Source organism: Dyadobacter jejuensis (assembly GCF_003149085.1).
Classification (GTDB): Bacteria; Bacteroidota; Bacteroidia; order Cytophagales; family Spirosomataceae; genus Dyadobacter; species Dyadobacter jejuensis.
Window position 1 is genome coordinate 267,293 of record NZ_QGDT01000004.1, and the last position, 12,726, is coordinate 280,018.

The following is a 12,726-nucleotide window of genomic DNA, read 5'->3' on the forward strand; positions in this document are numbered from 1 at the left end:
AGGTGTAGAAACTAGAGGCCTACTTGAAGGCCACTGAGCAAGCTAAAAGTTGTACTTTTTAGGTACCTCCGACAGCTTTCGGCCGCTTTGCCTGCCAAAAAGAAAATGTTTGGGCTGTCCCACTACCTGTGACTGATATATGCCCGTATGCCCCGATAGGAAATAGGCGGTTATACAAGCAATGGCGACATACACGCCACATTCCGCACCAAAGAGCTCAATGGCCATGAGGGTGCAAGCTATGGGGGTGTTGGCTGCCCCGGCAAAAACGGCAACGAACCCCATACCTGCTAATAATCCCATGGGCAATGGAATCACCAATGCCAGAGCGTTGCCCAAAGTAGCACCTATAAAGAACAGAGGAGTCACTTCACCGCCTTTAAAAGCTGCTCCTAAGGTAAGGGCAGTAAAGATAATCTTAAGGGCGAAATCGTAGGGGAGGACCGGAGTTTGAAAAGCCTCTACAATGACGGGAACTCCAAGGCCAATATAGCGCGTGGTACCCATTAGGTATACCGCTAAGGCTACAATGGCTCCGCCTACGAAGGGCCTGAGTGGTGGGAAGGCAATGTATCGTTTAAAAAGTTTGCCCAGTTCCAGTGTACTTTTGCTAAATATCCATGAGCAAATACCAAAAGCTATCCCTGCTACAATGGACCAGGCTACATTGCCGTAGGTGAGCTCTGGGAAAAGAGGAATATGATAGGTCGTGTGGCCTACATGCCAAGCCCTAGTCGTGATATCGGCAAAAATAGAGCTTGCAAAGGCCGGGAATAGGGCCTCGTAGCGGAGCTGTCCTATCAAGAATACCTCCAAGCCGAATACGGCCCCTGCCAACGGGGTTCCGAAAACGGACCCAAAACCTGCAGCGATTCCAGCAATTAATATAAGTTTTCGATCCCTAGGCCGTAACCCTAATAACTTGGTGAGCTGGTCGGCTATGGATCCGCCCATTTGTAAGGCTGTGCCTTCTCTACCCGCCGAGCCACCAAAAAAATGGGTGGCCACCGTACCTATTAATACGAGAGGGGCCATTTTTAAGGGTACTATTTTGGCAGGGTGATGTATTTCATCCAATAATAAATTGTTGCCGGCTTCTACATTTTTACCCCAATAGTAGTAGGACAAGCCTACAACAAAGCCCCCTATGGGAAGTAAGGCAATGATCCACTGATGAGATTCCCTCCAGAGGGTCGCCCATTCGAGCGATACTAGGAACAATGCCGATGCCGAACCTACTAACGCCCCTATGATGGCAGATAAAATTAACCATTTTAGTAAGAAGAAGGCGATTGGTTCGCGAAAGAATAATTTGGAAATATAGGGGAAACGCATGCTACTTGGGGGCCTCTGGTATAGAATAAGGTCGCATGGCCTTCTCGATCAGGGAATCTGATGAAGCCATACGCATTATATTTCTTCAAAGGTAAGGTTTATTTTAGTATTAGAGTAGGTAGCGCACTATTACGCCCGATTTCTGCAATGCCTTTATTCATTAATCAGGGGGCGCCAAGTAGGAGATATCTGCATCCTTAAAATTTGAGATACATTCCAAGGTTTTGTAACTTGTAATTCTAACATTAATTTGACTATTATGGAATATAGACAACTGGGGAATTCAGGACTTCGCGTTCCTGTGCTCAGCTTTGGAACGGGAACCTTCGGCGGAACGGGCGATTTTTTTAAGGCTTGGGGAAATACTGGTGTGGACGATGCCAAAAAAATGGTGAATCGATGCTTGGACGCCGGCTTAAATCTGTTTGATACGGCCGATGTGTACTCCCAGGGCTTAAGTGAGGAAATACTCGGCCAGGCTATTCATGGCTTGCGGGATAGGGTGCTGATATCTACGAAGGCCACTTTTAAAATGGGGAAAGAGCCCAATGATTTTGGATCGTCGCGGTTTCATCTAATCAAATCGTGTGAGAACAGTTTGAAAAGGTTGAAAACCGATTATCTGGATATTTACCATATGCATGGTTTCGATGGAATTACTCCTGTTGACGAAACCTTAAATGCATTAAACAGCCTAGTTCAAAGCGGAAAGGTTCGTTACATTGCCTGTTCCAATTTTTCTGGATGGCATTTAATGAAGTCATTGAGTATTTCGGAACGATATGGATGGGCCAAATATGTGGTACACCAGGTTCATTATAGTCTGTTAAGTAGGGAACTGGAGTGGGACCTGATGCCTTTGGCTCTGGATCAAGGCGTGGGAAGCATGGTATGGAGCCCATTGGCTGGGGGAAGGTTAGGAGGTAAATACCGCCGAGATTTGCCTGCACCTAGCCGGGGAAGAATTGCCGAAGGGGGCGGAGAAGGCCCCGAATTGGATCCGGAATTTCTTTATCGAATCATAGACGAACTGGATGCCATTGCCAAGGAGACCAACAAAACTGTGGCCCAAGTGGCGATCAATTGGGTGTTGAATAGGCCTAGCGTATGCAACGTCATTATTGGGGCGCGTACAGAGGAGCAGTTGCAGGAGAACTTAGGTTCTATCGGTTGGCAACTCTCCAAAGAGCAAATCCAACGGTTAGACCAAGTAAGCCAACGAGCACCTATATACCCCTATTGGCATCAGCGAATGAATCCTGACCTGAACCCAATACCTTCCTTCTACTAAAAAATCAGCGGTAATCGGTTTCATATATGATTCCGATTACCGCTGATTTTAGCCTTTTAGTTATTACGATTGACGCAACTCGGGAACATAGTACCCGTGCTTAATAGCGTAAACAATCATATCCATGGTACGTTTTACCTGGAATTTCTTCATGATTTTCCGTTGGTAATATTGTACCGTATGTGAGCTTAATTTAAGATCATCAGCAATCTCCTTAATCGTTTTTCCTTGACAGATGCTTTGAAGCACGTCTTTTTCGCGTTGAGAAAGCTGGAATACTGCTTGCTCGTCGCTAAATACACTGTTGATCAAGCTTTCACGTACCGATTTGCCGATATACTGCTTGCCATTATGGATCTGAATGATGGCATCTTTAAGCTCGGCAATGGTAGTCGACTTCGTTAAAAAACCATTTGCCCCTCTCCTAATTACATTACGAACCGTTTGTGAGTCATAAGCTGAAGAGAAAACAATGATTTTTATGTTTTCATCCATATTCTCCCTACAATAATCAAGAAGCTGAATGCCATTCACACCAGACATCATAATGTCGGTAATAATTAAATCTGCGACATTTTGTGGTTTACTTTGGATAAATGATTCAGTTGAATTGTAAATACTTACAGATTCCACTTCTGGCATACGTGACAAAAGGTTGCTAAGGGACTCCGTAAGGAGTAGGTGATCATCTACTAGCGCTATGTTCATGGTTTAGAGAGCTCTTTAAATGGTTTGGTTATTTTAATTAATATTTCGGGTTAATTTATACTTCTGAAGTTAATAACGAAATTACATAAATAAAAATTTTAAATTCGAAACTAAATTAGTTGATTTTTACCAATATTTTCGAAAATGTAGTTTTTCTTTTGATGTAAAAATTGTCCGCTAGAATCCAGGTTCTATTTTTAGGCGTCCTGATACATTAGTGTGTGGAGAAAGTGGAATTTAAAATTCTTATGGGGTAGTTCGAATTTATACGACAAATTAAACCACTCCAAAGCTTATTTCCAAGTGAATCTATGCAATCCACTGCTTTTTGTAGGTGTTTTTTCGTTTTTTTTAACTTAAATGGATTCTGTGATAGGGTTGTATGGGTAAAGTAATGGCTTCTTATTAAATACTAATCAATTGTTAGCAATGTTTGTCTTTGAATACTTTCTTTCAAGTAGTATACTTAAAATTCCTTCTTAAAGTTCGTACTCCATTCTCTGTTTGGTACGAATGCATGATAAATTTTGGTATAAGTTTGTTGAAGGCTTTCTTAAGAGAGCAGTCCGATCTCCCGTATAGTCGCTGCCTATGGGTAGACTTAGTGTATGCGATCCGGTCAGATGTAGTCCAACGGCTGTGGAGTCTACCCTACGATAGGGGACATATCGGTTGATGCCCTGAATTCTTTTAGTGAAGTGTAGTTCTTTTCAAAGGATCCTAAAATACTGAGGCTCCTGGTTGCCGAAAATTCGGCAGTATTCTCCATCCTGTATGGTTTGGATTTCAATTACTTATTATCACATGGTTACTTTTTAGGTCTGTAATGGGATGCCAGAATCCGTTGGAATAATGTACGATGGATTGGCACAAAGAGTGCCCCTGCATACGGAATTAATAATGGAGACGAGCGTTCATTTACAGATTGTTAGGCTGATGACTTTGGCCACCTTTTAAAAAAAAACATCCCGAAGGCAAGGCCCGGGGATGTTCGATTTTACTCAACGTTATGAGAACCATATTACAGGTTTTCAAAAACAAAGTTAATTAATTATTGGTAATTATCTATATAACAAATAAATATTTATATCATACGCTAGCCAAGTAAACATAGGTCGGCTCCAGGGGTCAAGGGCCGGGCAAATCCCTATTATATCCGCCTCGAGCTATATTTGGTGAGCTAATTAATTTATATGTTTCCTTCTGTTATAAATGTCAATACGATTTTACTCGTTTAAATAGTGTCTTTTCTTGTTTTTATAAGTCTAAGGAATATCTAGCCTTATTCTTGGCCCTTTTGTTAAGGTAATTTGAGTCCTGGCTAGGGGAGCAGCTTGGTTCTAAAAATAGAAATGAAAGAACTGTGTAGAGATTTCTCTATGAAAATATAGTTGCAAAGTCCGGTATTTTGGCTAGAATATTGATAAATAATTTCTATTTATTGGTTGAACTATTGGTATGATTTAATATTTTTTTTCTATATTAGAATTTCTGCGATTATCTTTGTGTTAGCAAAATTTAAACGTTGGAGTTCTATCCATTTTTAGACGTATCCTATGAGGACAAATGAAAATGCGATTCGAAAATATGCCTTATTTGGATCCAAATTAAGGGGGTCGGCCTATATCGAATCTGTATTGGAAGCACTTTTATTAGAAATGGAAACACCGGCCAATTTAAAGAAGCTAGGTGCTCAAATGAAAGTGGAATGGAGCCGACAGTCTGTTGAAGTACAAATATTAAGTGGTGCCTTTAAGCACAGTACTGTCTTGGATCCTAACGGGATGAGTACGCGTTGTTTTCAGCAAAAATCGTTGCTTCGTCCCAAACTACCAAAGGTTCGCAAAGTCAATTCCAATCGATTCTCTAGTGATTATAGGGACGACTTTTGACCTTAGTAGTTGTACCGATTCTTCCATAACTGCTGTAGTCTTTTCTTTAACTCTTGTTCCTTATTGTTTACGCCAGGTTCGTATAGTAAGGTCCCTGAAATTTCCTGCGGTAAAAAGTCCTGTTCAATGAAGTTGCCGGGGAAGTCATGGGCATACCGATAGTCCTGCCCATATCCAAGCTCCTTCATTAGCTTAGTAGGTGCATTGCGTAGATGTAATGGTACCGATAGATGCTCGGTGTTCTTTGCTAAGGCCAAGGCCTTGTCTATGGCCAGATAGCTGGCATTACTCTTGGGAGAGGTGGCCAAATAGATGGCTACCTGAGAAAGGGGGATCCGGCACTCGGGATAGCCAATCACTTTTACGGTCTGTAGGCATGACTCGGCCATAATCATAGCCGTAGGGTTGGCATTGCCAATATCTTCGGAGGCGAGAATAAGCATTCGACGGGCAATAAAAACAGGATCTTCGCCACCTACAATCATACGGGCCATCCAGTATAAAGCGCCGTTAGGGTCACTACCTCGTATCGACTTAATAAAAGCCGAAATAATGTCGTAATGCTGCTCTCCCGATTTGTCGTAGCGACCCATATTCTGTTGAACTACATGGGTTACTAGTTCATCGTTTATAACTATATCGGCTTGATCCCCTTGGCTCAACACCACCATTTCCAATAGATTTAATAATTTCCGGCCGTCTCCTCCAGATAGTCGGAACAGGGCTCGGTCCGATTCGAAACGAATATTTTTGGACAATAGCCACTGATCGGTTTGAACTGCCCTCATAATGAGTTGTTTCAACTCTTTTTCTCCAAAGCCTTCTAATACATATACTTGGCATCGCGAAAGCAGGGCGGAGTTGATTTCAAAAGAGGGGTTTTCGGTAGTAGCTCCTATCAACGTGACCTTCCCTTTTTCGACGGCGCCTAGCAGGGCATCTTGTTGTGTTTTGTTGTACCGGTGTATTTCGTCGATAAATAAGATGGCAGGAAAGAGGCCTGATGGCCTAGCCAGAATTTCACGGAGTTCTTTAACTCCCGAATTGATGGCACTCAAATTATAAAATGGGCGCTTGGATACCTCTGCGATCAACAGGGCGAGGGTCGTCTTACCTACTCCAGGAGGCCCCCAAAGGATCATGGAGGGTAAGGTGTTTTGGGAGATGGCATTCCGCAATGGGCCATTGGGGCCCATTAGCTTTGGTTGTCCAATATAGTCGTTAATGTTACGAGGCCGTAGCCTTTCTGCTAAGGGGGTACTTTGATTCATAAACAGCGTATTTCTACTAAATATACTCTGTATAACAAAAAAAGCACGGCATAGTTCTTGCCGTGCTTTTTAATAGGTGGTTTCGGTCAGATCGTTACGCTTTCCAATGCCATCTGTTTTTTAAGGTTGCCTAATGCGCCAAAGATCAAGTTATAAACCGACTGAATATTTATCTTCATCAAATCGGCAATTTCGTGATTGTTGAGGTTCATATAGAATTTGAGAAATACCGCCTCCCTTTGTCTTTTTGGTAGGTTATGAATAGCCGAATTCAAATGATGGTTGGTGAGGTCAAATTCCTCTTCAGAGATCATATGATTTTCATGAGAGGGGGTATGAATGTGCCAGTATTCGACAGGGATGTCTTCGTTGCTGGTATGCTTCTGCTGGGCGTTAAGGTGTCGTACCAGTTTACGCTTGATGGAGGCCATTAAATAAAACCGCACCGAGGTCGTATCTCCAAGGGTGTTACGGTTTTTCCAGAGCTCCACAAACAGGTCGTGAATGCAATCTTTGATCAACGGTTTGTCGATGGTAAATTGTGAACAATACTGATACAAAATGTTAACATAGGAGCGATATAAGCAGGCATAGGCATACTCATCTCCTTTTCTAAATTGATCCCAGAAATTGAGTTCTTCTTCTTGTTTGTAGCGTAAATGTGCCATTTTAAGGTTTAGGATTTGATGGGGTTAGGAATTAGGAATTTATAAGGGTCAAAAAATCGCTGGTAAATATATTTATAAAATAATAGATTAAAAAAAATATTTCAGGTAAAAATCATATTCCAAATGAATTGTATTATATCTAAAGTTATTAGAATTGTATTATTCCGCTACGATAAGTTTGAATTCATTCACATCGAAAAGTCCCTTATCGCTTAGTTTTAGATGAGGGATCACCAAAAGAGCCATAAATGAAAGGGTCATAAATGGAGCGTTTAAGGTAGATTTCAAATTGGTTTTCACGAATTGGTCCAGTAAAGTATATTGTCTCGAAATTTCGTATCCTTCCACGTCGCTCATTAGGCCAGCAATAGGCAAAGGGATTATCATTTCCTGGTGTGCCCCTACCGCCGACAATCCGCCCTTAGCTTCAATCACCAAATTGACGGCACGACTAATACTCTCATCGTCACATCCAACTGCCAGAATATTATGGGAATCGTGCCCCACCGACGACGCTATTGCGCCTTCTTTAAGTCCAAAATTATTGATAAAGGATAGCCCCGGCTTAGCTGGATGGTATCGGTTAATAACGGTCAATTTTAAAATGTCTTTTTCCAAGTCTACTTGATAATACCCGTCTCGGATATTTAAAGTATCCCTTAGTTCATTTGTAATTAGTTGACCCTCTAAGGCTTGTATTACCCTTACTGGGAGGTCGGTTTTTTTTGCGGATATTCTGAAATCTTCTGCTACGGTGGCTTGGCAGTCCATTTTATTGATATGTTCGCTCCTCAGGTCGGGTAGTAAGGAGACTCCCTGGTCGGCTACTTTGTTGCCATCAAGCCAATTTTCTATGATATTCAGATCCTGGAGGTTGTCTACAATAATAAAATCAGCCGGATCGCCCACCCGCGTTAGCCCGACAGGCAAATGGTAGTGCAGCACGGGGTTGACACAAGCACAGGTGAGTACATCCCACAGGTCGTAGCCTAGGGCAAGGGCTCTTTTTACCAGAAGGTTAATATGCCCTTCCTCCAAAGAATCGGGATGCTTGTCGTCGGAACAAAACATGAGTCTCTCGGGATGATGGGCCATCAATGGAATGAGGGCATCAAAGTTTCTGGCTGCGCTCCCTTCTCGAATCAATATTTTGGCCCCGTACCCAATTTTTTCCTTGGCCTCCTCATAAGTGAAGCATTCGTGGTCGGTACTGATCCCCCGGTCTATGTAGTCCTTGGCGGCTTGGCCCCTGAGCCCCGGAGCATGCCCGTCAATAGGTTTTTGGACGTCTTGCGCGTGGGCGATCTTTGCCAAAAGTTCTGGATCTCCGTGGAGTACTCCAGGGAAGTTCATCACTTCTGCTAAATAGCCTATATCCTCTCTAGCCATAAGGGCGGCTATGTCGGCCGCATCGATATGGGCTCCCGCAGTTTCAAAACTCGTTGCAGGGACGCAGGATGGCGCTCCAAAGCAGAATTTGAAGGGGGTGCGTTTCCCGTCTGTTATCATGAAGTTAATGCCATCGATGCCCAATACATTGGCGATTTCGTGCGGATCGGACACCGTAGCCACTGTGCCATGGGTTACGGCCATTCGAGCAAACTGGCTGGGCGTGAGCATAGAGCTCTCTATATGTACGTGGGCATCTACAAACCCAGGTAGAAGATAAGGTAAAGCCTGGTTTTCGGGGCCCACAGGAGCCAAGGATTGAATTTTTGCACCCGAAATGGTAAGGACTACTTCTTGTATTGTTCTGTCGAGCAGATTAATATGGTTGACTCTCATAAGGTATCTTTTGAATGCCTTAGCCATTTGGCTACCAGCAGTTTTAATGGATATTATTACCGAATATACTTCTTAAAAGTCGCTGGGCACTAGTAGCGATTATTTTTTTGGTATTGTAATGGACTGATTCCCATTATATTTTTAAAACATTTGTTAAAATTGGCGAAGTTATTAAACCCACTTTCGAAGCAAATCTGGGCAACGGGCCACTTTTCTTCCAGTAATAGCTTGCAAGCATGCCCTATCCGAAGCTCTATTAGAAACTGGGAGTACGTTTTTCGACTCCGACTCTTAAAATACCGACAAAAGGAATGTGGGCTAATATTGGCAATATCGGCTATTTCTGCAATGCTAATCTTCTTTTGGAAATTCTGTAAGGTATAGCTATATATGGCATTGATCCGGTCCGTATCGAAGGGATCCAGGGACTTTAAGTTAAAGTCGTTGGACAACTGTACGGTATCGGAGGCAAATGCCAGCTTGTTTAATATTTGAAGCAAAAGGATGATTCGGTTTTCCTTGGGGTTTCGCAGCAATTGTTGCATTAAGGGTATAACTTGCTCTTTTATTTTGCCATTGAACTTTAGGCCTGAAGCCGCCTTTTGGAATAAGTCGCGGAGGGGTTTGTTTTCGGGGAGCTCAAGGAAGGTGGTGCCGAACAGATCGGGTAAAAAGTGAAGAACTGTAGCCTGAGCGTGCAGGTTTTCGTGGCCCTCAAAGTATTTGTCATCGCAGCGCCAATAATGTGGTAAATTGGGCCCTATCAACAAGAGATCGCCGTTATGGAAGTTCTGGATGTTATCGCCTATAAATTGTCGGCCCGATCCCTGTTCGATCAAAACTAGCTCCATTTCGGGGTGATAATGCCAACGATCGTAAAAGTACAGTACCACATCCCTTCGAATGCTAAAGGAATTTTGGGTAGCCTTTGGTACCTTAATTAATTGTGGTTTCATAGCTTAAATACACTTAAGTGACGAATTTAAGTATTTTGTTGCCAATATAGTTTAAGATAATGCTAGAAATGTAAAATTTCTCATGACTTATATTTCATTATTTTGTCGTAGAAAGTCAGGAACCGAAAAATTATGTTTCTTTGATCAGTATTTCAGCTACTGATTAATCTCTTATGTAATTCAGTGGTTTTATCCGAAATGCCTCCATAGATTTGCTTCAGAGATAATTTCTTGACTTAATAAATAACAATAAAATATAACATGGCGTCTAAATTTTTAAAAGTTCATCCTTCCGATAATGTAATTGTAGCCCTGCGTGATCAAGAGTCCAATGCGGTAGCTGAATACCTGGGGGAGCAATATACCTTACCTTATGGGGTAATGGCCAAACACAAATTTGTTACCGAGGATATCGATACAGGAGGCGCCATCATCATGTATGGGGTGTTGGTGGGACGAGCCACCCAGCCTATTAAGAGAGGGGAACCTATTACTACTTTTAACCTAAAGCATGATGCTCACGACTATAGCACGGCCAATCGCCAACCCTATAGCTATACCCAGCCTGATGTAAGCAAATGGGCCGATCGTACCTTTAATGGGTACCATCGTGCCGACGGCCGTGTAGGTACCTATAATTACTGGCTGGTTCTGCCCCTCGTGTTCTGTGAAAACAGGAATGTTCTGATCATGAAGGATGCTTTTGAAAGGGAATTGGGATATGCCCAAACCGACCTGTACCGTCGGCATGTTCATGCTATGTTAGAGGCTTACAAAACGGGTGATAACAGCCAATTGAAGCGGCTAGAGACCTTTGCCGAAAAGCCTGACCAGGGGCAGTTTTCAGAGCGCCCTTTTCCCAATGTCGATGGAATCAAATTCTTGACTCATGAAGGGGGTTGTGGAGGGACACGCCAGGATGCCAATACCCTTTGTGCGCTTTTTGCTGCCTATGCCGTTCACCCCAATGTGGCGGGTATTACGGTATTGAGTTTGGGATGCCAAAACTCTGAATTGAAAACCTTAGAAGACGAAATTAAGAAAAGGGACCCCAACTTTGATAAGCCATTCTTTGCTTTTGAGCACCAAAAAGGAACGGAATATTCATTGATGTCCGGAGCCATTAAAGAGACCTTTAATGGACTTACCAAGATAAATCAATTTGAAAGGGAGGCGGCACCTTTGTCCAAATTGAGCGTTGGACTAAAATGCGGAGGATCCGATGGCTTTTCTGGGATATCGGCCAACCCGGTATTAGGACACCTTTCCGACCTGGTTGTAGGCCTGGGAGGCCAAACCTTACTGGCAGAGTTTCCTGAACTCAATGGAGTAGAACAGGAATTGCTCAACCGGTGTGTTACCGAAGAAAAAGCAGCCAAATTTGAGAAACTAATGAGGGACTACGCCGGAAAAGCGGAAGCTGTAGGCTCTGCCTTTGCCTTCAACCCCTCCCCAGGCAATATTAAAGATGGGCTGATCACCGATGCCATCAAGTCGGCGGGTGCCGCCAAAAAAGGAGGTAACGCCTATATTGCCGATGTGTTAAACTACACCGAAAGGGCTACGCTACCTGGGCTACATCTGGTATGTACACCAGGTAACGATGTAGAAGCTACCACGGGACAAACAGCCGCCGGTGCCAATATGATTCTGTTCACCACTGGCTTGGGGACCCCAACGGGTAACCCGGTATGTCCGGTGGCTAAGGTGGCGACCAATACTAAGCTAGCCGAGCGGATGCCCGACGTGATCGACTTCGACTGCGGGCCCGTAGTCGACGGGAGCCAATCTATAGAAGAAAATGCAGAAAATCTGCTGGAGTATGTCATTAAGGCGGCTAGCGGAGAGCTCACAAAGGCGCAACAATTAGGACAAGATGACTTTATCCCCTGGAAAAGAGGGGTATCCCTTTAATTGATTCACCTCTTTGGTGTCTGCCTCGAAGTAGGTGCCAAAGAACAGAGTATTATTCTTTGAAAGAAAAAATATGTTTAGTTTAAAAGGTAAAGTAGTGATTGTTACTGGAGGTGCCAGTGGGATTGGTTTGGCGATAAGCCAAACTTTTGCCAAGCAAGGAGCCTTCGTACATATTTTGGAGCTAAATGAAGATTTGGCTCAGCAAGTGGCTGCCGACATCATTAAGAATGGTGGGTTGGCTCAGGCGCATGTCGTCAACGTGGCCGATCAGGCCCAAGTTCGGAAGGTGGTCGATGCGATTGCCACCTTAGGCCCTATCAACATCCTGGTCAACAATGCTGGAATTGCCCATATTGGCAAGGCGCATACCACCTCTGAAGAGGATATGGATAAAATATACCAGGTAAATATCAAAGGGGTTTATAATTGCCTGAACGTCACGCTGCCCCATATGATCGGCGCCGGAGGTGGGGTAATATTAAATATGGCCTCTATTGCCGCTACCGTAGGGCTGGTCGATCGCTTCGCCTATTCTGCCGCCAAAGGTGCGGTGTATTCCATGACTTTGTCGGTGGCCAGGGACTATCTGGATCAGAACATTCGATGCAATAGTATATCTCCTGCCCGGGTACATACTCCTTTTGTAGACGGTTTTTTAAAGAAAAATTATCCAGGCAAGGAAGCGGAGATGTTCGAAAAATTATCGAAAACCCAACCCATTGGTCGTATGGCCAAGCCTGATGAAATTGGTGCCTTGGCACTTTACCTATGTTCCGATGAGGCGGGATTCGTAACGGGCTGCGATTATTTGATTGACGGAGGTTTTGAAAAATTGAATACCTAACGATTTCCGTTGGAAATTTGAAAAGAATTGATGTGTAATAAGTGGCCGCTTAGGTAGCC

At 43.5% G+C, this 12,726-nt stretch carries 10 protein-coding genes; 4 read left to right on the plus strand and 6 right to left on the minus strand.

Features of this window, described 5'->3' with window-relative positions; translation table 11 throughout:
- Positions 1 to 42: 42 nt before the first annotated feature.
- Complete coding sequence (locus CLV98_RS10350; protein WP_109674240.1) at positions 43 to 1,335, minus strand: voltage-gated chloride channel family protein; 1,293 nt, start codon at positions 1,333 to 1,335, stop codon at positions 43 to 45.
- A gap of 259 nt (positions 1,336 to 1,594) precedes the next feature.
- On the opposite strand from CLV98_RS10350, the gene CLV98_RS10355 reads away from it, so the two are divergent.
- Positions 1,595 to 2,626, plus strand: a complete 1,032-nt coding sequence (locus CLV98_RS10355; RefSeq protein ID WP_109674241.1) for an aldo/keto reductase — start codon at positions 1,595 to 1,597, stop codon at positions 2,624 to 2,626.
- Between the two features lie 63 nt (positions 2,627 to 2,689).
- Here CLV98_RS10355 and CLV98_RS10360 read toward each other — a convergent pair whose 3' ends face one another.
- Positions 2,690 to 3,334 carry a response regulator transcription factor gene (locus CLV98_RS10360; protein WP_109674242.1) on the minus strand — a complete coding sequence of 215 codons (645 nt, stop codon included), beginning with the start codon at positions 3,332 to 3,334 and terminating at the stop codon, positions 2,690 to 2,692.
- 1,556 nt (positions 3,335 to 4,890) lie between these two features.
- Between CLV98_RS10360 and CLV98_RS10365 the strand changes: the two genes are divergently transcribed.
- On the plus strand, positions 4,891 to 5,226 hold the full coding sequence (locus tag CLV98_RS10365) for a hypothetical protein (protein WP_109674243.1): 336 nt from the start codon (positions 4,891 to 4,893) through the stop codon (positions 5,224 to 5,226).
- A 2-nt stretch (positions 5,227 to 5,228) separates the two neighbouring features.
- Here CLV98_RS10365 and CLV98_RS10370 read toward each other — a convergent pair whose 3' ends face one another.
- The 4 genes from CLV98_RS10370 to CLV98_RS10385 all read right to left on the minus strand — a co-directional run bounded on the left by CLV98_RS10370 (position 5,229) and on the right by CLV98_RS10385 (position 9,906).
- Positions 5,229 to 6,497, minus strand: a complete 1,269-nt coding sequence (locus CLV98_RS10370) for a replication-associated recombination protein A (RefSeq protein ID WP_109674244.1) — start codon at positions 6,495 to 6,497, stop codon at positions 5,229 to 5,231.
- 86 nt (positions 6,498 to 6,583) lie between these two features.
- Positions 6,584 to 7,165 carry an RNA polymerase sigma factor gene (locus CLV98_RS10375; protein WP_109674245.1) on the minus strand — a complete coding sequence of 194 codons (582 nt, stop codon included), beginning with the start codon at positions 7,163 to 7,165 and terminating at the stop codon, positions 6,584 to 6,586.
- A 159-nt stretch (positions 7,166 to 7,324) separates the two neighbouring features.
- Positions 7,325 to 8,950 carry an adenine deaminase gene (gene ade / locus CLV98_RS10380; protein WP_109674439.1) on the minus strand — a complete coding sequence of 542 codons (1,626 nt, stop codon included), beginning with the start codon at positions 8,948 to 8,950 and terminating at the stop codon, positions 7,325 to 7,327.
- A gap of 89 nt (positions 8,951 to 9,039) precedes the next feature.
- Complete coding sequence (locus tag CLV98_RS10385; protein WP_109674246.1) at positions 9,040 to 9,906, minus strand: AraC family transcriptional regulator; 867 nt, start codon at positions 9,904 to 9,906, stop codon at positions 9,040 to 9,042.
- 261 nt (positions 9,907 to 10,167) lie between these two features.
- Between CLV98_RS10385 and CLV98_RS10390 the strand changes: the two genes are divergently transcribed.
- Both CLV98_RS10390 and CLV98_RS10395 read left to right on the plus strand, forming a co-directional pair.
- Positions 10,168 to 11,820: a UxaA family hydrolase gene (locus tag CLV98_RS10390; RefSeq protein ID WP_109674247.1), complete on the plus strand. Its 1,653-nt coding sequence runs from the start codon at positions 10,168 to 10,170 to the stop codon at positions 11,818 to 11,820.
- Positions 11,821 to 11,893: 73 nt separating this feature from the next.
- Positions 11,894 to 12,667: an SDR family NAD(P)-dependent oxidoreductase gene (locus CLV98_RS10395; protein ID WP_109674248.1), complete on the plus strand. Its 774-nt coding sequence runs from the start codon at positions 11,894 to 11,896 to the stop codon at positions 12,665 to 12,667.
- Positions 12,668 to 12,726: the final 59 nt, after the last annotated feature.